The organism is Emticicia sp., from assembly GCF_049241225.1.
Classification (GTDB): domain Bacteria; phylum Bacteroidota; class Bacteroidia; order Cytophagales; family Spirosomataceae; genus Emticicia.
Genome location: NZ_JBMLRC010000494.1, coordinates 15,693 through 34,256, shown reverse-complemented (window position 1 = coordinate 34,256; position 18,564 = coordinate 15,693). Strand labels below are relative to the sequence as shown.

Sequence of the window (18,564 nt, the reverse complement as noted above, 5' to 3'; positions counted from 1 at the left end):
CGGTTGGTTGGGTCAACAACGTCGCCATCGACGATTGTCATTTCACCTACACCCGAGCGACAAATATATTCGGCAGCAAATGAGCCTACACCACCCAGTCCTACAACTAAAACATGGGCATTTTGGAGTTGGTCGATTCCTTCTTTACCAACTAATAATTCGGAGCGAGAAAGCCAAGCGGGCATTTTTATACAATGATTTTTGATTAAGTGCGTTTGCGAACACTGTTATTCGGCAGCACATTTACGAACAGATTTCTAAATAATTTGCAAAAATAGTATCAATGAGCTTATCAATTGGTATTTTTAGCAGAAAAGATGCTTTTTCGTATATTTCAATGATTGGGGTCTCTTTATCATCGGTTTCGAGAAAAAGTTTATCAAGTGGGATTTTCGGTAGAAGATGAGCTGCGTTTGAGTTTTCGTTTAAGAGTGCTGTGCCCAATGATACATAAAAGCCACGTTCGAGAATGGCTTGGGCGATATGAAAGTTATTATTAAACCCGTGAAGTATCATAGGGACTTTCGGCCGAACGATTTTTTTGATTGATATCAATTCATTAAAGCATTTTACACAGTGAATAATGAGTGGTTTTTTCACCTCTTCGGCAATTCTGATTTGCTTGATGAAAACTTCTTCTTGAAGTGGTAATGGCGAGCCTTTGAGGCGGTCGAGGCCACATTCGCCAATAAGTTTAATGTCTTGATATTTAGCCAGTTTAGCCAGTTTTTCGAGCTGATTTTTTTGATTATTTTCGTTGATATACCACGGGTGAATTCCCGCCGAAAGCCATGTGTTTGGGGTAGATTCATTGGGGAAACTTTCTAAATCTTCGTCGGTTTGTGGAATAATCAGGTTATAAATAATTTGTTGATTATCTTGTTTTTCAGGGTCATGGGTGTGTATATTTATGAGCATAAACAATGAATGAATGATAGCATGGGTGAATGATTCAATAGTACAAATATATTCTAACATTCCTTCATTCGCTCATTCAAAATTAGATTTTATATGAATATTAAATGTGTGCCTTTTTATGAGTTGAGTCTTGACGAACTTTATGCAATTATGGTTTTGCGTCAAGAGGTTTTTGTTTTAGAGCAAAATTGCCCATTTGTTGATGCTGATGGCAAAGACCAATTAGCTTGGCATTTGATGATTTTGGATGAAAATAATAAATTGGCTGCTTATACACGTCTGTTTGATAAAAATGTTTACTACGAAGGCTACACTTCAATTGGCAGAGTGGTTACTTCTTCGCATGCTCGTGGTGCTGGCATTGGTAAAATATTGATGCAGAAATCAATCGAAAAAACGCAGGAACTATTTGGTAATGAGCCTATTAAGATTGGAGCTCAAAGTTACTTAAAGAAATTCTATCAGTCGCTCGGTTTTGTACTAACCGGCCAAGATTATGTAGAAGATGGCATTGACCATACTTATATGATTAGACCTTAATTTTCAATATGATTACTTGATTAAAATTGAAGATTAAAGATTACATAATTGATGATTGTTGAATTGTTTTCAAATCAACAATCAATGTCTCAATGTCATTTTTTTACTGGTGTACCAATTTTTTTGTGATTCGTTTCGTACCTGATTCTATTGTTAAGATTTTGATTCCACTTACAATTTCTTTTTCTGGTAACTCAATATAAAAATCATTATTCCCAACTTGTAGCATTTCGTTTCCTTCAAAAATGGTCTTTCCGAGATTATCAGTAAGTGATATTTTGGCCTTTTCTGCAAAAATTGATTGTATATTGATGTTTATTCGCTCTAGAAATGGATTTGGGAAAGCAGTGATATTCATTTCAGGCAGTTCTGGCTCATTGGCTGTGATAGCAAAATTAGTTTGTATGTTATTATCGAGCCACTGAAGGCGTTGGGCCAGAAAACTACGTAGTTCGTTTACTTCTTGCTCCCATGTGCTGGCGTAAGGTGTGGGCTGTGGCCAGACATAAGTGCCTAAAATTGGCCATTTTTGAAAATTTCTGACCAAAGGTTCTTTTAAATACGTGGTAAGGGTATCAATGTGTTTGTTGATTCGGTCGGTTTGTAAAGCCCCAAACTTTCGTTGAAAACCATATTCTTGACCTAGCTCTCGCACAAAAGCTGAGTCTGAGAGCATTTTTTCCCACCAAAAAGGTACTAGCCAGAAATCTGTTGGACAGGTATAATTAAATCTGTAAGAGAACCCAAAAGGACTATCGCCGCTACAATAATTGGCGTTTCCGTACGTGATGTCGTAGTCCCACGGTGGGCCTGCTTTTATTTTGCCTCCTTTGCTGTCTTTATCTTTATGAAAATAGGTGCTAATTCGGTAGCCATCAACGTTTTTGGCAACTTCATTAACTAAGAATAACTGAATAAATGACCTTGTGTCGAAGTATTTTCGATAACCATTGGTTTTATCTCGATAGTTGGCCGCTTGAAGAGCATTTTCAGCATTATCGACATAATTTTTGAGGTAAGAGCGTTGTTCGGAAGTAATTGTTTTTGGCGATTCATACAGAAAAGTTGTGAAGTTATTGGGTGTATTGTAATTGGGGTATTTAGAACGCCAACTGCCCAATGTTGCTCCTGTATTTTTATCGGCTTTAAAGATGTATCCTCCTGTAATATCGTCGCCCGAAAGGTCGGTAGCTTTCAGATTGGCAATATTTACGCGTCCTTCGTCTCGTTTTATCTTTTCCATAAAGACATAAACGCCTTGATAGGCATTATTGATAATTACCTCAACGTATTGTGTGCGAGAGGCATACATTCCCATTTCACGAGCCACACGCATCGTAAGAACGTTGTGCATGAAACTTTTTTCGTTGTAAGAAGCAAACAAAATCCAGTCTGATTCTTTGGGCATTCCGAGCAGAGCGGCAGTGATTGATTCGGATTTTTCGTTCCAAAGTTCAATTCCAAAGCTTTTTTTCGGGAATTGTTGTGAAGATGAGCCTCGAAATTCTATTCCTGCCAGGCCATCATAGTGTGGCTTATCAGTAAGGTTATTTATTTTGCCTTGTCCGCTATAGTATATTTTGAAGCTTGTTTTCGTTTTTGGTTCATCTATGATTACTTGGCCATTGGTATTTATGACCACAATCGGTAAACTCGATGATGTTAGAAATTGGGCTGTAAGTTGTTGGAAAATGCTGATAGTCAGCAAAATAGTAAAGTAAAGTTTTTTCATAGGGTTGAATAAATCTTGAACAAGTTGAAAACTTGTTGTACCACTAATATCTGAAATTGGCAACTTTTAGAGTTGGACCAGCATCCTTTCTTGATTCTAACGATTTTTGAATAGCACTTGGTACATTCGATAAAAAATCATAGCCAGTCAATGCCTCTAAATCGTCAATGCTTAAACGATATTCGCCCCATTTTGTTCCTTCTACGTTTTCTTTGTTAGGTACATTGATGGCAATAACACGGGTTTGGGCATCAACTCTTGCAATATCATTGCTGCCGGTTGGTAGTATGACAATTACTTTCCAGAATGATTCAGGAACAACGACTCTGCCATCATTAAGAGTATTCGTTTTGCTACCATTGCTACCCGTTCCGCCTCTTCCGTAAACGCCTGCCACAATGTAAAGTTCATTTCCAGCTGCTGCAATTTTTCTTGAATATTCTTCTAAATCAGCCCATAATCCACGATTGTTGGCCGGTGCTTGCGGAGCAATATTGGTCATCAAGAAAGTTTCGTCGTTATCCTCATAGCTTCCATCACGGTCGTCGGAAGGACAAAGATGCCCGCGGTCGAAGCCCGAATTGGTGTAGTCTGATGTAACGACCTTATACCAAGAATTTGGAAGAGCAAGGTCTGGTCGAAAATTATCGGTGCGTTGAGTGCTGCCTTTCCAAGCCGTGCTTAGATGCCAGCTTACCCAATTGGCTGTTCCTTTACTTCTATTATAAGATAAAACGTACTGTTTTTTTATCATCAAATAGTTATTCTCATCTTTAGAGTCTGCATTGCTCGGATTTCCCATCGCCAAATTATCATCACGAGTAGGAGTGGTCGAATTTGTTGGCGAGTTGCCAGTTGAGGTGATAATTATGTCATCTATGTTTAAACGATTAGCTCCGCCCGAAATCTTACGAATTTCAAACCTAATTTTTCCCGATTCATTTATGCTGAAGGCTGTAGTAGATAGTTTGCTGCCAGAAGTTTTTTGAGTAGCACCAAATTTTGACCATGAAGAACCACTATTTTTTGAAACATATAATTCCCATTCTGAGTCGCCATCGCCATTGTAGGCACCATAAGAGATATTGATTTCTTTTACGCCAAAAATATCATAATTCATGCGTACAAAGCCCGTTTCTCTGATTCTGATTGCACGAGATTCGTTTTTTGTATCGTTGGCAGTAGTACCGATGAGGGCATCTTCAAAATACCAAAATCCACCAGACAGTTCAACATTTCCTGCGGTATAACTACTTTTTGAAGCATTTTCGAGACCTTCAGGAAAACCTGTGATATAAGATGTGCTTTTGGGAGTAATTGTTGAAATACAAGAACTGATAAGAAATGAAATGCCGAAAAAATAAGAGAAATGACGGAACTTTGCGAACATTGATTAATGAAATTAGATGTTCGGTAAAATTACGTAGAAAATACAAAAAGCCCACAAATTTCTTCATGGACTGTAGATAGTTGTTACTAATTACACTTCGCTTTATGCCAAAAATATAACCATTTAATACCTACTCATCGTACAAATTGCTATAACATATGATGCAGAGTCGTTTGTCGAATAGTTAGATTATTGAAATGGCCGATTTCGATAAAAAAGCTGTGTCGAGCATGTTTTTATTGTTAGATTACACACCTATTTAGTAAATCTTATGGATTAAAGTAGAAAGATGATTTGTTCCGCTCATATGCTCATTTTTTAAAAAGATCCAAGAGGGCTGTGCTTTAAGTAGTCCACAGTCAATAGTCGACAAGTCCACAGAAAGTTAATGGGCTTATAAACAGCCTCTTAGCTATTTATAGAATTGTCTATTATATAAATCTTATTACTTAATTAACGGGAAATAGTCAAAGAATTATTTTCTTCAGAACATTCTATGACTTGCACCTTTGAATCTGCGGTTATTTTGAATCTTGTTACAGAGCTAAATCCACCTCGTACAGCAGGACATTGACTATCATTGAAAACTGATTCTAATTGCAGGTTTCCACCAGGTAAAATTTCATTGACATTGTGAGAAACCTGACAAACTGGATTCAAATTAGAATTTGTGCCTTCTCCTTCGGCATACACCAAAAAGTTCTTTGCTGTGGCACCTCCTATATTTTTTACAGTAAATCTTAATGTTTTTGTTGCACTAATAAATGAAGCATTTTCTACTACCAAATCTGCTTCTTTACATTTCTTGTCGAACAAAGAACAACTTTGCGACGAGTAAAGAATAGCGATTGATGCAAATAGGTGTTTGAGTCCGGTTTTCATGGTTAATATCGTTTTTTTATCTGAATTTTTCAAATGATGGCTACGTAGTACAATAAAATATTTTTTACATACCTTATTGCACTGTAATTTAACTAAGTATAATTTTTGTTTTAGTTCCCTCCCCATCGGGGAGGACGGTCGGGCCGCTGCCTTTAGGGAGAGGTCAAAATAAACTGATTATCAATTACTTACAAATTCCACCCTTTCTTTCCCTCCCCGATGGGGAGGGAGGGACACGAAAAAAATGTTGTACTTACTTAAATTACACAGTACTTATAGTACTATACTATTTGTTTTCTGAGGATAAAACGCTAAAGTCTTGACTTTAGAAAGGTGTTTCATTAGGATAACGCCTCTGAATTTAACAAGCAATGAATAGTTTGAGTCAATGAAGCTTATAAGATTAATTAGCAATTCCAATAACTCTCCAGAGATTTGTGGCTGAGTCATAAATCAAGGTTGCTCCCCCTCTATTAGTAATTGTTAAAGCACTCCCCGTATTGGTTGTAATTCTGTTTGCAGCAGATGCAGAAGCACTTTCATTATTAATAGTCAAAGTAGTTCCTTGGCCATTGATAATATACAATATCATTCCATCTTGGCCACCCGCAATGCCGTTGAGTGTTACTGGTCCGCTTGCATCAAACTTGATTGAAGAACCACCACCTCTATTCAAGGCATTGATTGTACCAGAAGTTGTAATGGTTGTTTTTCTTACAACTATATCTCCCTCAATATCCAATTTTGCTGTAGGAGTACTTGTACCGATGCCAACATTACCCACCTCATTTATTGTCATTCGAGTTAAATTCGCTCCTGTTCGGAAATTCATTTTTTTTGCATCATAGTAAATACCCCCACTTCCGCCGTCAGTTGGGTTACTGAATACAATTCCTCTTTCATTTGCATCGGGAGAAGCAATTTCCAAATAATTATGGCCATTCCTTTCCATGAAAAGAGTTGGGGTGTATGTTCCTCCACTGTTTGGTATAACACCAGAATTACCATTATCTAAATGAAATTTTACACCCGTTGCTACTGAAGTTGTACCAACCCCTACATTTCCATTACTCTCAATAACCATTTTGGTCGAACTGTTCGTTGCAAAAAACATTTTATCGCTGTTATGACTATAAGTTAAGAATCCTCTTGTATTTCCCGTTGGACTTCCAAAAATAAGCCCTGCTTCTGATGTGGCAGGCGTAAGGAAGCTCAGGTATCCACTAGCAGAATTTTCTAATGTGGCTATCGAGGAACCAAACGCTGTTACAGCCCCCGCACTTCCTTTCGCCACATGAAGTTTTGAATCCGCTGTTGTGATACCAATACCGACATCGCCACTACTTTCTACAGATATTCTTTCTAAATTATTGGTTTTTACAACAAAGCCTTGTGCATCAGTAGTGCCAATAAACTGGGTTGCAGGGTTTGTTCCTCCATTTCCAGTTAGTCCCCAACCCGAAGAACTACCTCCACCAGTTTGTGCGGGTGTAGCAACTCTCCAGCGTTGTTTTGTACCATCATAAATAAGTGCAACACCACCATTACCGACAGGAAAATCTGAGCCATCTGGGGTTAAAATGCGATTAGCTGCAAGACTCGTGGTATTTTCATGTTGAAGAAGCAACTGACCTGTGGTGGCACCAGTTGGATAACCATTGAAGACATATACCAATAAACCATCTTGTCCGTCAGCTATACCGTTCAAACTTCCACCACCTTCAAAGATTAGCACTGAAGAATTGTCTCTTGGGTAATTAGTCCAACCACCATTAATTGTTTCTCTTTTTTGTTTACGTAAGGCTAAGTCAGAAGCGACTTGTAGTCCAGCAGGGGAAGTGCTCTTAGGGTCGAGTGTGATGCTTTGCCCAAAGACAAAAGCAGAGCAGCTAAAAAATAGCGTAGAAAGAATAAGTTTTTTCATTGTTTTATGAATGATAGTTTTTAGAATTATACGCTTCAAATTTTATAATTAATCAAAAGAAAATCGTACGAATTCGATTTAATGGTATAGGTTTCGATTTAACGGTTATTTGAAATTTGCCAGATGAACTTTAAGTTGAGTGCGTTTCCTGCGAGAAACAATTACTTTATGGTTATCAATCATCTGCACAGTATTCGTTGCTTCCGAAAAACGCTTTACACACTTAAGATTTATTAAGTAAGATTTGTGCGTGCGGTAGAAATCATATGGGACCAAACGATTTTCGAGGGTTTTGAGTGGCGTGGCTACCATTGTTTTTTGACCATTGGCAAAGTACAATATCGTATAATTGATGTCGGCTTGAAGCATGACAACTTCATGCGGGTTAATCTCTTGATACCCTCCGATGCGAATAAAATTTGTAGTGTTCACTGGCTTATTGTTTTTGGGTGTTTAATTCATTTGAAAGCTTAGTCGAAAAGTCATGAGAAACACCAACACCAACACAGAAAAACTTTCTAAAACTTTTGTTTTTTCAATAAAAATTCATTCTTTTGATTATGCTATTTTTCGACTGAACCCTACTATGAAATTTTTTACCCGAAAATCTACTGACAATGACCTGATAGATGGCATCCGTTCGGGCGGAACTCAACGGAGAACTTTTGAAAATAATCTTTATCATAAATACAATTACTTGATTCGTGATGCAGCTCGAAAACATAAAATTGAGGAAGAAGAGGCTTCAATGGCCTATTCGGATGCGGTTTTAACCATCATTGAGCATATTGTAAGTGGACGTTTTGAGGGGCGTTCTGAGCTTAAAACATACCTTTATCAAATTTTTTTTAATAAATGTGTTGATGTTATTCGTAAAAATGCGACTAAAGGGGCATATCACCACTCACTTGATGATATTTTAGAACCGATTCCTGACCCACAGCGTACTGTTATTCAAGATTTGATACGTAAGCAAGACCACGAAAAACTCAGAAATCTTATGACAAAGCTGGGGGAAAGGTGCCAGAATTTATTAAACCGTTGGGCAGAAGGCTATTCCGATCAGGAATCGGCCACTGAATTTGGCTATAATTCGGCCAACGTGGCCCAAACAACGAGACTAAGATGTTTAGAGAAACTTAAAGAACTTTATGGCAAATGAATTTTTAAATATTGATAGTTATTTTCAAGGTAAACTTTCAGCACAAGAAAAAGAGGCCTTTGAGAATAATCTTGCCAACGACCCATCGTTGGCTGAGGATGTTGTATTTTATGCACATGTAAAATGTATACAACGAGACCAGATTTTGAAAGAACGCCATGCCGAATGGACTACTCAATCAGGTAACAAAGTAGTTGGTATCAACTTCAAGTTAATTTCCGCAGGCATAGCGGCTATATTGTTGATGATAATTGGTGTTTGGCATTTTACGGGAAGCGATATTCAGCAAAGAACAAATGCTTACATTGAAAATGATTTAGACCAGTTGACAAACACAATGGGGGCTACTGATGATAGTCTGAAACTTGGAAAAGATTTGTATAATCAAAAAAAATACACTGAAGCGAGAGTTGTCTTCGATAAACTGATCAATAAATCTCCGGAAGCCATTGAATTTGCAGGCTTATCAGCTATTAAAATGAATGATGATGAGGAAGCAATAAAGTACTTTAAGAAAATTGAGCAAAATACCGAGCTTATCAACAATAAAGGGAAGTTTTATCTCGCGTTAGTGAAAATCAAACAAGGTAAAATTGAGGAGGGAGAACGTTTGTTGAATGAAGTAATTGATCAAAATTTGGGTGGAAAAAATGATGCGAAAAAAATTTTAGAATAAATGTGTTTGTGTTTTTATTGTTTTTTCGACTAAACTTTTGAAAGTTAATTTAAACTAACCCAACTGCAAAAAATAATGAAAAAGAAACATTTTTATCTAATTTTAATAGTATTGTTGCAAGGCCCTGTTTCCTTTGGTCAGCTCAATAATATGAGTACCGCATTCGAGTATCAGAAAGATGAAACTAGGCCCAGAGGTTCTGTTATTTTTATCAAAAAGAATGGAGATTTAGTTGTGAAGGATGAAAAAATTTATTTACTAAATCCAAACGGAAAAACCTACAGAGACAAAGGAAGAGAGGCTGCAATTATGGAGGTAATAAGGAAATACAAAAATTTATACAGATCCCAACGAAAAACCATACCGGATATCACTTATGTGGAATGTTGTAAAGGTAGTAACTTAATACTTTTGCGTGGGCAAGGCCTTGATGCTCAAACAAATCCTGACCCAGACGATGGAAGTGCAGGTGATAATAGTAAAAACCATCCTCCACATGCAGGTGAATGGGCATCAAATTCTTATGTATTTTCACCGAAACTTACCACATTAAATCGGAGTTACTCGCCAATTAATGAAGAAGATTGCACGAATTGTTCTCAAATTAAGGTTGCCATTTTAGATAATGGAGTCAATTTTGAAAAGCTGAATTTACCCAAATCTATGTTTTTTACTCGAAAAGAACTTGACTGTAATTCAACATCTGATGAGATAAGTGGTCTAAATTTCACATCGATAGGAGATAGGTTCGAAACGCAAGATATACCATTACAGGGAAGTAGTGATCCGCAAATATTTGAAAATATAGGGCATGGTACCTTAGTTACAAAGATTATTGCTTCAAATCAAAAGGTTAGGATCAAAATATTACCTATGAAGATAATGCATCACGGAGATGGCGTTTTGTTCGATGCCTTATGTGCCATGATGTATGCCGCCCAAAATAATTTTGATGTTATTAATTGTAGTTGGGGTGTAAAAGGTCTCAAAAATGAGGTTTTTGAAGATGTGATTCACTTACTGAAATCGAAGAATATAGTTTTAATTGCTTCGACAGGAAATGAAAAAAAACCATTAGGAAATGTACAGTCTGGGGGTTTTAATGAGAAATATGTTACTCATTACCCTGCTATGTTTGCCTTCAACAACCATAATGTTATCAGTGTCTCAAATACAGAATTGGGTAATTTTGGGTCAACTTACACCAGTTTAGAAGTGGAAAATAACAATGAACACTTGACTAATATTTTCCAGTTGGACGATAATGATAGATATACTTCCTATTCGGCAGCTTTGGTTACTGCATTGTTTGTGAGTAAATTAGAGCAAATAAGGGGTATTCAAATTAGATATGCTTCAAGTACAAGCAATGCCATGGGAAATTTAAAAACAATTTTTTGTAAACAATCAGATATAATCGTACAAACAGCCAGTACTAATTTGGCTCCTCAAAAAAAGTTAATAAAAAGAACAGCTAAAGTAGAATGAAAAAATTATGCTAAAAGCAAGTAAATACACCTTTTGGTTATTCTTACTATTAATTAGATATCAAGTTCAAGGACAGTGTTTAGACAATAAACCTTTGGCTGGATATTTCTCACAATTGCAAAAAAGCATCACCGAAAAAGACTCGGTGATGCTTTTATCATACAAAAAACAGTTTGAAAAATGCCATCTTCAAACTGATACTTCCTACACAAAAATTTTGTATTTTTTAGGAATTCTTTTTCAAGATAGGCATGAATATGACAAGGCAATTAACTATTTCCTACGAGCGAAGAGTGTTAATGCCAAAATCAATAGTTCGCCTCTGACTCAAATTAAAGTTTTGAGTCAATTATCTTACTCTTATTATAAATCATTCAATTATGTTGATGCCTTAGATACTTATCAGCAAATTGTATTATTAGGTCAATCGCAAAAAGAACTGGCTGTATATGTGACAAATGCCTACGAAAAACAAGCAAATATTTATAATCGATTAGGTGATTTTGAAAGTTCGATAAAAAAAGCACTTCTCGGCCAAAAAATAAGCAAAATGTTTGATGATCCAGAAATGGAAGCGTACAATTTGATTATTCTTTCCAAATCACAGAATTCTATTGGGGCTACCAAAGCGGCTTTAGAGAGTATTGACAAAGCAATATCAATCTTTGAAGGTAAAAAACTTGAAGAGGATTTAGCCGCTGCTCTTTCGGCTAAGGGATATATCGAATCTAAAAATAACGAAAAAGATAAAGCATTAAAGAGTTTTAAACGAGTGGCATCTATCTTCAAAAAGTTGAAAGATGACAGAGGCTACAGTTTAGCATGTCTTGATATTGGTTATGTTTATTATAAGCACACGGATCAGTTAGAAAAAGCACTTTCATATTATAATGAAGGCGTAAAATTTGCGACTTCCCCTTTCACTAAGGTACAATTATTTGATAATATTGGGGCAGTTTATTGGAAAAAAAAAGATTATAAAAAAGCTCTTGAATATTACCAGAAATGTCTAATTGATAATGGCTTTTTTAGATTTTCAGACGATAATATTACTCGTCTTCCCAAATCAATATCGTTGAAGTATACTGACAATAAACGAACTTTTCTAACGATTTTGCAGGATAAAGCCATCTGTTGGTTAGATTATGCAAAATCTGAAAATAACAAAAAAGAATTTCTCAGTTATGCCCTTCAAACCTATAAATTAGCCGATAAAATCATTGATTATATGCGTCAGGAGCATACCGGTACACAAACAAAGTTTTATTGGCGAGATAAGACTCGCTCAATCTACGAATCAGCCATTGAAACCTGTTATTTACTCAACGACTACGAAAAAGCATTTTATTTCTTTGAAAAAAGCCGTTCTGTATTACTAAATGATAAATTAAATGAACTAGGGGCAAAACAAAAATTATCTGAGGTCGATTTTCAGAAAGAAAAAGATTTCTTACACCAAATTTCAGAAATAAATATTTCTATAGAAAAAGCAAGCACTGAAAAACAAAGAAACGATTTTAATAATCAATTACTTGATATAGAAGAGCAACAAAGCCGTTTCATAAAATCGCTCGAAGCAAAAAATCCAGCATACTACCAAATAAAGTATGATACTACAACGATCTCTTTAAGACAATTTCAAAAATATTTATCATCATTTAAGGGGCAGGCGGTTGAGTATTTTATTGGTGATGCCGCCACTTATGCAATTGTAGTTTCTCCAAATTCAGTTTCAATAAAACAACTTTATTATAATATTGCCAATACCCAACAATTCCTTGAATTGTGTTCTAAAAATATCAATACTAAAACTGATCTGAACAAGTATTTATCGCTAGGTTCAGCTATGTATAGAAGTCTTATTCAGCCATTAAATCTTCAAAAAGGCCGTTTGATTATTTCTCAAGATGGTGCTTTTATACCATTTGAGGCATTAAGTAAATCGGCAACTAAGTATGAATATTTAGTACATGATTTTAAGATTTCGTACATCTATTCGGCTCAGTATCTAATGAGAAATCAGCAGAATTTTACTTTTTTACCTCAAAATAAATTTCTTGGCATAGCACCAGTCAGCTACAACTTGCCGAAACTAAACTTATTGAAAGGGTCAGCTGAATCGCTTGAAGCTATTGCGAAGAGTTATTTTTGGAGTAGTAAATATATAGGTAAAGAGGGAAGTAAAAACGCGTTTTTGGTAAATGCAAAAAAGCACCAAATCGTGCAAATTTATACGCATGCCTTTGCCGATAGCAATGATACCGAGCCACGGATTTATTTTTCAGATACTACCCTCAAAGTTTCGGAATTAAATTCGGAAGAGCAATTCAAAACAAATCTTTTGGTGCTTTCTGCCTGTAAAACAGGTGTAGGTAAAGTAGCCAAAGGAGAGGGCGTGTTGAGTTTAGCACGTGGTTTCTCCATGCTTGGTATTCCGTCAACTATTACCAGTTTGTGGAGCGTTGAAGATAAGAGTACTTATAAACTTACCGAACTTTTTTATCAGTATCTCAATCAAGGTTTACCAAAAGATGAAGCTTTGCAAAAGGCAAAAATTGATTTATTGAACGAAGGCTCATTACCCAATGCATGGGCTGGAATGATTTTGATTGGAGACGCTTCAAATATATCATCCGATTATTCGCATGTTTGGCTCTTGACTGGGCTTGTTCTGATAACTATTGTTGGAATTTGGTTTTGGAGAAAAAGCAAGAAATAAATGAGTTATAGAGCCGACCTGAAATAAAAAAGAGCGAGACAAACGCCTCGCTCTTTACTTCATAAAAACTGTGTTTATTATTTATTTGGATTCAATGCTGTGTCAATTCTTTGCAATACATCTTGTAAATGATATTTGCTCATTTTGTCGGTTGTCAATGGCAATGCCGCTTTGATTTCTCCTTTCAAGGCTTCCAAATGAGCTCTTGCGATTGATGGTAAGTCGGTTTTCTTCAAATCAACCATTCGGGTGTCATAACCATAAGTTGTTCCTTGTGGGATGTACGAAACCGCAGCCATTCCAGGCGTAAGCAATGAAGTTACTTTCTCAACAAATACTTTCTGTAAGTTACGACGATAAATGTCGATTACTTTCTTAGATTTCAATTCTGACCAAATACTTCCACGTAAATCGGTCATTAATTCATCTAAATTATAATTCGTTGCACTTGCCGAACCTGTTTCCATTAATCTTACGGCACGGTCGCCCGCCAAAAGATTATTCAATGTTGCTTCTTGGATAGCTTTTACAGCCTCAACACCCGTTTCTGGATTGATTTTGCTCAAGATATTTTTGTCGAGCATCCAAGTTGGCGTTTCAAAAACTTGGCGATTCAAGAAGTTAACAGCTTCTTTTTGAGTAGCTCTTGGCACAACTTCATACACTGAACCTTCCATGTCGTAAGTTTTCGGAGTATCGTAAATACCACCTACGTTTTTGGTTACGTGGCCAATGTATCTGCGGTATTGTCCAGTTACGTTTGCGTAAAGCTCAGCCAATTCCTTGTAAGATTCACCATTTTCTTTGCTCCATTCTGGCAAGTTTGGTAAAATTCTTTGTAAGTTTTTGATACCATAATCAGAAGCTTTCATGGCGTTATCGCTCAAATCTTCAGTTTGATAACGTGGGTCGAAAGGACTAACTTCAGTTCCAAAACGCTTGCGTGGGTCTTTTACTGCTTCTTTAGTCAATTCATTCAAGATAGCTTTTTCTTCGGCAGCACTTTTGGCATCAGGGAAATATTTATAAGCCCATTGAATAGCCCAGATATCATAATCACCGATGCGTGGGAAGAAATCCGTAACACCATCTTCTGGTTGTGCTACGTAGTTGAAACGAGCATAATCCATGATAGAAGAAGTGTGTCCGTTTTTAGCAACCCATTCTTTATCACGTAATTTCTCTACTGGAGTAGCCGAACTCGCTCCCATGTTGTGGCGTAAACCAATTGTATGGCCCACTTCGTGTGATGATACAAAACGAATCAATTGTCCCATCAATTCATCATCAAAGTTTTTCTTTCTTGAGCGTGGGTCAGCGGCTGCGGTCTGAATCATATACCAGTTACGCACCAAACGCATTACGTTGTGATACCAACCAATATGGCTTTCTAAAATTTCGCCACTACGTGGGTCGTGTACGTTCGGGCCATAGGCATTCTGAATGTCAGCGGCAAAATATCTGATTACCGAGTAACGAGCATCTTCCAATCCTAAGCTATCAGCCGGATTCATGTATTCACCACGAATCGCATTTTTCCAACCTGCTTTTTCGAAGGCAATTTGCCAGTCGTCAACACCTGCTTTGAGGTATTTTTGCCATTTTTGTGGCGTTGCTGGGTCTATGTAATAAATGATTGGTTTTTTAGGTTCAATCAATTCTCCACGTTTTTGGCGTTCGGCATCGGCTTGGTTTTTAGGCTCAAGTTTCCATCTTACCGCAAAAACCTCATTATCTGATTTTTGTGATTCTTCACCAAAAGTTGCGTATTGATTGGCAAAGTAACCAACTCGTGGGTCGAAATAACGCTTACGCATTGGTGTTTTTGGTAAAATAATCATCGAAGTATTGAACTCCATCGTTACGACACCCGCATCACGTGAAGCAGGAAGATAATTACCAATTTGCGGAATTGGAGCTAAAGAAACGCTCGGAGGAATCACACTGAAAGTTTTAGTGGTGCGAATTTCAGTGTTGATTGGATACGAACGAATATGTTGGATAAACGAACGGTCGGCTTGGAGGGCAGCAATTTTCAATAATTGCTTATTCACAGGGTCAAGCGAGAAAACTTGGTTGTCTCCTTTGAAGAAATCGGTTACTTCAATCACCGAAGATGTATCTTTTTTCAAAGCCTTTATATCAAAAACGCCAATAATTGGGTCTGCACTTGAATTTTTTACGGCTTGGAAAATTGGTTTTGTACTATCCGGACTCGCAATTACGAATGTTATCGAACGCAAGAAAAGTTTATTTTCTGGCCCTTTCTCCCATCTAACAACTTGGCGATTTACTTCTTCACCACCAAAAATACCACCACCTGCGGCTGTTTTTGAATAGCGAGTTACGGTCATGATGTCTCGACCCATCAAAGAATCACCGATTTCAAAGAAATACTTGTCTTCAATCTTATGAACGGTCATCAAACCTTTGCTGGTTTTTGCTTTGTCGGTGATTACTTCTTTGTAAGGTTTTGGGCCTGTCTTTGGTGCTTCGGCTGGTTTGGCTGGAGCAGCAGGGGCTGGGGTGGCTGGTTTAGGGTCTTCTGCTTTTTTTTCGTCTTTTTTCTGTGCATTTGCTCCGAGAGCTACACCCAAAATCAACGAACTTAAAAAAGTAAATTTTAATAATTTCATAAATTTGAATTAATAGTTTGAAGAATATTACTGGTAAAACTAAACAAAAATGCCAAATTTCGTAACAATCATTTGATGAACGGAGAATGAAACAAGACTAATGGACGATTTTTGTAGAAATAGATGACTTTCTAATAACCATACCCATTAAATTATGTTAGATTTTCGTTCAAAAAAAATATTTTTAGATTTACTGTAACCTTCTATTTCTTTTCGAGTAAGCATATTTAGAAACAAACAAAACGATAGATTTTTATGACCGATGAAACGGCCATGTTATGTGTTTTTAATGGTGAGCTGGACAAAGCAGCGATTTTGTACGAACGATACAAACGCCCTTTGTTGAATTTCTTCCTACGCTTTGGGGTAGAGTGGGAAACAAGCCATGACCTTACGCAACAAACTTTCTATCGGATGATTCATTACCGACATTCTTATCGGGATGGATATGAGTTCAGAACTTGGATTTATAGAATTGCTCGAAATTTGTTTCATGACCATCTGAAAGATAATCATCTGAAAATGAGTGAGTTAAAGGATAATCATGATTTTGAAGAAGAAGAAACTTTCGACGACCAAAATCATCAATTAATAAGAATAGCATTACAAAAACTACCCGACGAATATAGAGAAGTTTTACACCTGAGTAGATTTGAAGACATGAAATACGAACAAATTGCCGAAATGCTTAATGTATCGGTTTCGGTCGTGAAAGTAAGAGTGCATCGAGCCATCAAAAAATTGCGGGAAGTGTATTTGAGTTTGGATGTAGATGTATAAAGTAGGACAGGTTTTCAACCTGTCGTTTGCGAGGAAAAGTAGTTTCAATTATAGTTGACAGGTTACAAACCTGTCCTACAACGATAAAATGAAAAATAAAAAAGAAGAATTACTGGCTGATTTTTTGGAAAATAATCTTTCTGCCATTAAAAAGCAGGAAATAGAAGATTTCTTTGCCAAAAATGAAGGTTCTAAAACTGAGTTTGAAGAATCGAAAGAAATCTTCTTTGCTATTAATAAATCAACCGAGAAAGATTTCGATTCATCAAAAGATAAATTTTTCTATGATTTCCTTTCGGCCGAAAAAGAAAAACTTGCAGAAAAGCCACAAACAAAAGTCATTCGGTTCTACGAACGAACTTATTTTAAATATGCTGCCAGTGTGGCAGGTTTGGCTTTGGCTTTTTGGATTGGTAGGAAAACGATTGATAATCAGTCGAATACAGATGTATTAGTCGATAATAGTTCACCCAAAGTTATCGAAAAAGTAGTAGAAGTACCAATAGTGCGAGTCGATACGATTTACGTAGCAACCAAACAACTTGCTTCTGCCAAACAACCCAATGTGATGAATGAAATTGGTACGCTGAAAAAGGAAATTCAAGAAACCAAAGATTTATTGATTTTGTCGATGCTTAAAAAAGAATCACCATCTGAAAGGATTCAGGCAGTTAATTATAGTTATGATTTGCAACAACCCGACGAGCAAGTGTTAAAAGCTCTTATTTATACCCTTGATTATGACCGAAACGTAAACGTACGAATTGCAGCGGCCGACGCAATCGGAAGGTTCGGAAATAATACCAATGTGCGTGATGCACTCGTTAAGTCGTTGTTGAAACAACAAGAACCAACCTTACAGATTTCGATTATTGATATTCTCACAAAATACAATGAACGCAAGGCTTTACCTGCTCTTCGATTACTGGCCGAAGATAACTCTACATCGGAGTTTGTGCGTCAGAAAGCCGAAGAGAGTACTAAGCTTTTAAGTCTGTAAGTGTTTGATTATTAATTTATTACTTTTAAAATGAAGAATTTTCTAAAAACAAAAATTATGAAAAACTATCTAAAAATATCGCTATTTGCATTGATAACAATGAATGTTTTTGCTCAGAATAAGCAGAGTACGTTTAAGCAAAGTTTCAGCGGAGCCGATAAAAGAGTGCTAATTTTGAGTGCCAGCAACAACCTAACAGTTGAAGGAATTGCGGGTACTGAAGTAATCATTGAGTCGGATAAGCAAGAGCGAGAATTTCCCGAAGAAGCCCAAGGTTTGAAGATTGTTTCACCCGGTGGAGCTGTTGATAATACAGGTATAGGAGCCAGTGTGCAGCTTGAAGGAAATACACTTAAAATAAAACTTCCAAAGAGTAAATATTATGGAAATTTCGTTGTAAAAATTCCGAAAGATTTGAGTGTAAGTGTCAAAGAAAATGGAAATGCCTACGGAAAATGGTTGATAACTGGCATGAAAGGAGAAGTAGAGGCCGAAACTTCCTATTCAACACTGAACATAAAAAATGTGAGTGGGCCGATAGTAGCTCGTGGCGGATACGGTAAAATGTATGTCGAATACGACCAATTAAATCAAAGCCGTCCAAACTCAATCTCCGCAAGTGGTGCAGTTGATATTACCTTGCCCGCTGATACCAAAGCAAACCTAAAAGTACAAGCAACTTACGCTGATTTCTTTACTGATTTTGATATTGCCCCA

16 protein-coding genes are annotated in these 18,564 nt (G+C 36.7%); 8 read left to right on the top strand and 8 right to left on the bottom strand.

From position 1 onward, the window contains the following. Both ACOVO2_RS25735 and ACOVO2_RS25730 read right to left on the bottom strand, forming a co-directional pair. Window positions 1-185 (bottom strand): ThiF family adenylyltransferase (locus tag ACOVO2_RS25735; RefSeq protein WP_421772731.1); only part of this gene is annotated, 185 nt, incomplete at its 3' end. Window positions 186-243: 58 nt separating this feature from the next. Further along, window positions 244-978 (bottom strand): TatD family hydrolase, encoded by a 735-nt coding sequence (locus ACOVO2_RS25730; protein ID WP_421772730.1) that lies wholly within the window; start codon window positions 976-978, stop codon window positions 244-246. Between the two features lie 33 nt (window positions 979-1,011). Between ACOVO2_RS25730 and ACOVO2_RS25725 the strand changes: the two genes are divergently transcribed. Then, the gene (locus tag ACOVO2_RS25725) at window positions 1,012-1,458 is read left to right on the top strand and encodes a GNAT family N-acetyltransferase (RefSeq protein WP_421772729.1); all 447 of its coding nucleotides are present in this window, start codon (window positions 1,012-1,014) and stop codon (window positions 1,456-1,458) included. A 103-nt stretch (window positions 1,459-1,561) separates the two neighbouring features. On the opposite strand, the gene ACOVO2_RS25720 is transcribed toward ACOVO2_RS25725, so the two are convergent. From ACOVO2_RS25720 to ACOVO2_RS25700, 5 genes are all read right to left on the bottom strand, one after another. Then, window positions 1,562-3,190 carry a CotH kinase family protein gene (locus ACOVO2_RS25720; protein WP_421772728.1) on the bottom strand — a complete coding sequence of 543 codons (1,629 nt, stop codon included), beginning with the start codon at window positions 3,188-3,190 and terminating at the stop codon, window positions 1,562-1,564. 43 nt (window positions 3,191-3,233) lie between these two features. Then, on the bottom strand, window positions 3,234-4,580 hold the full coding sequence (locus ACOVO2_RS25715) for a DNA/RNA non-specific endonuclease (protein ID WP_421772727.1): 1,347 nt from the start codon (window positions 4,578-4,580) through the stop codon (window positions 3,234-3,236). Between the two features lie 453 nt (window positions 4,581-5,033). Next, window positions 5,034-5,462 carry a CARDB domain-containing protein gene (locus ACOVO2_RS25710; protein ID WP_421772726.1) on the bottom strand — a complete coding sequence of 143 codons (429 nt, stop codon included), beginning with the start codon at window positions 5,460-5,462 and terminating at the stop codon, window positions 5,034-5,036. Window positions 5,463-5,865: 403 nt separating this feature from the next. Beyond that, complete coding sequence (locus ACOVO2_RS25705; protein WP_421772725.1) at window positions 5,866-7,386, bottom strand: hypothetical protein; 1,521 nt, start codon at window positions 7,384-7,386, stop codon at window positions 5,866-5,868. 105 nt (window positions 7,387-7,491) lie between these two features. Next, the gene (locus ACOVO2_RS25700; protein ID WP_421772724.1) at window positions 7,492-7,818 is read right to left on the bottom strand and encodes a LytR/AlgR family response regulator transcription factor; all 327 of its coding nucleotides are present in this window, start codon (window positions 7,816-7,818) and stop codon (window positions 7,492-7,494) included. 154 nt (window positions 7,819-7,972) lie between these two features. Here ACOVO2_RS25700 and ACOVO2_RS25695 point away from each other — a divergent pair, with 154 nt between their 5' ends. From ACOVO2_RS25695 to ACOVO2_RS25680, 4 genes are all read left to right on the top strand, one after another. After that, window positions 7,973-8,548 (top strand): RNA polymerase sigma factor, encoded by a 576-nt coding sequence (locus ACOVO2_RS25695; RefSeq protein ID WP_421772723.1) that lies wholly within the window; start codon window positions 7,973-7,975, stop codon window positions 8,546-8,548. Then, window positions 8,538-9,224, top strand: a complete 687-nt coding sequence (locus ACOVO2_RS25690) for a tetratricopeptide repeat protein (protein WP_421772722.1) — start codon at window positions 8,538-8,540, stop codon at window positions 9,222-9,224. Before ACOVO2_RS25695 ends, ACOVO2_RS25690 begins: the two co-directional genes overlap by 11 nt. A 75-nt stretch (window positions 9,225-9,299) precedes the next feature. Next, on the top strand, window positions 9,300-10,712 hold the full coding sequence (locus ACOVO2_RS25685) for a S8 family serine peptidase (protein ID WP_421772721.1): 1,413 nt from the start codon (window positions 9,300-9,302) through the stop codon (window positions 10,710-10,712). Window positions 10,713-10,719: 7 nt separating this feature from the next. Continuing rightward, window positions 10,720-13,431 carry a CHAT domain-containing protein gene (locus ACOVO2_RS25680; protein WP_421772720.1) on the top strand — a complete coding sequence of 904 codons (2,712 nt, stop codon included), beginning with the start codon at window positions 10,720-10,722 and terminating at the stop codon, window positions 13,429-13,431. Window positions 13,432-13,508: 77 nt separating this feature from the next. Here the strand turns inward: ACOVO2_RS25680 and ACOVO2_RS25675 are convergent, their stop codons facing one another. Further along, window positions 13,509-16,067, bottom strand: a complete 2,559-nt coding sequence (locus ACOVO2_RS25675) for a zinc-dependent metalloprotease (protein WP_421772719.1) — start codon at window positions 16,065-16,067, stop codon at window positions 13,509-13,511. A gap of 255 nt (window positions 16,068-16,322) precedes the next feature. Here ACOVO2_RS25675 and ACOVO2_RS25670 point away from each other — a divergent pair, with 255 nt between their 5' ends. From ACOVO2_RS25670 to ACOVO2_RS25660, 3 genes are all read left to right on the top strand, one after another. Beyond that, window positions 16,323-16,847 (top strand): RNA polymerase sigma factor, encoded by a 525-nt coding sequence (locus ACOVO2_RS25670; protein WP_421772718.1) that lies wholly within the window; start codon window positions 16,323-16,325, stop codon window positions 16,845-16,847. 88 nt (window positions 16,848-16,935) lie between these two features. Beyond that, entirely contained in the window at window positions 16,936-17,847 is a 912-nt protein-coding gene (locus ACOVO2_RS25665; RefSeq protein ID WP_421772717.1) for a HEAT repeat domain-containing protein, read from the top strand. A gap of 57 nt (window positions 17,848-17,904) precedes the next feature. Beyond that, on the top strand, window positions 17,905-18,564 hold a 660-nt coding region (locus tag ACOVO2_RS25660), incomplete at its 3' end, for a hypothetical protein (RefSeq protein WP_421772716.1).

What these genes read in the sequence shown, in the direction of transcription:
- ACOVO2_RS25720 (WP_421772728.1), bottom strand. Translation starts at nt 3,190, where the DNA reads ATGAAAAAACTTTACTTTACTATTTTGCTGACTATCAGCATTTTCCAA.
- ACOVO2_RS25690 (WP_421772722.1), top strand. Translation starts at nt 8,538, where the DNA reads ATGGCAAATGAATTTTTAAATATTGATAGTTATTTTCAAGGTAAACTT.
- ACOVO2_RS25725 (WP_421772729.1), top strand. Translation starts at nt 1,012, where the DNA reads ATGAATATTAAATGTGTGCCTTTTTATGAGTTGAGTCTTGACGAACTT.
- ACOVO2_RS25695 (WP_421772723.1), top strand. Translation starts at nt 7,973, where the DNA reads ATGAAATTTTTTACCCGAAAATCTACTGACAATGACCTGATAGATGGC.
- ACOVO2_RS25715 (WP_421772727.1), bottom strand. Translation starts at nt 4,580, where the DNA reads ATGTTCGCAAAGTTCCGTCATTTCTCTTATTTTTTCGGCATTTCATTT.
- ACOVO2_RS25705 (WP_421772725.1), bottom strand. Translation starts at nt 7,386, where the DNA reads ATGAAAAAACTTATTCTTTCTACGCTATTTTTTAGCTGCTCTGCTTTT.
- ACOVO2_RS25670 (WP_421772718.1), top strand. Translation starts at nt 16,323, where the DNA reads ATGACCGATGAAACGGCCATGTTATGTGTTTTTAATGGTGAGCTGGAC.
- ACOVO2_RS25730 (WP_421772730.1), bottom strand. Translation starts at nt 978, where the DNA reads ATGTTAGAATATATTTGTACTATTGAATCATTCACCCATGCTATCATT.
- ACOVO2_RS25680 (WP_421772720.1), top strand. Translation starts at nt 10,720, where the DNA reads ATGCTAAAAGCAAGTAAATACACCTTTTGGTTATTCTTACTATTAATT.
- ACOVO2_RS25685 (WP_421772721.1), top strand. Translation starts at nt 9,300, where the DNA reads ATGAAAAAGAAACATTTTTATCTAATTTTAATAGTATTGTTGCAAGGC.
- ACOVO2_RS25710 (WP_421772726.1), bottom strand. Translation starts at nt 5,462, where the DNA reads ATGAAAACCGGACTCAAACACCTATTTGCATCAATCGCTATTCTTTAC.
- ACOVO2_RS25675 (WP_421772719.1), bottom strand. Translation starts at nt 16,067, where the DNA reads ATGAAATTATTAAAATTTACTTTTTTAAGTTCGTTGATTTTGGGTGTA.
- ACOVO2_RS25665 (WP_421772717.1), top strand. Translation starts at nt 16,936, where the DNA reads ATGAAAAATAAAAAAGAAGAATTACTGGCTGATTTTTTGGAAAATAAT.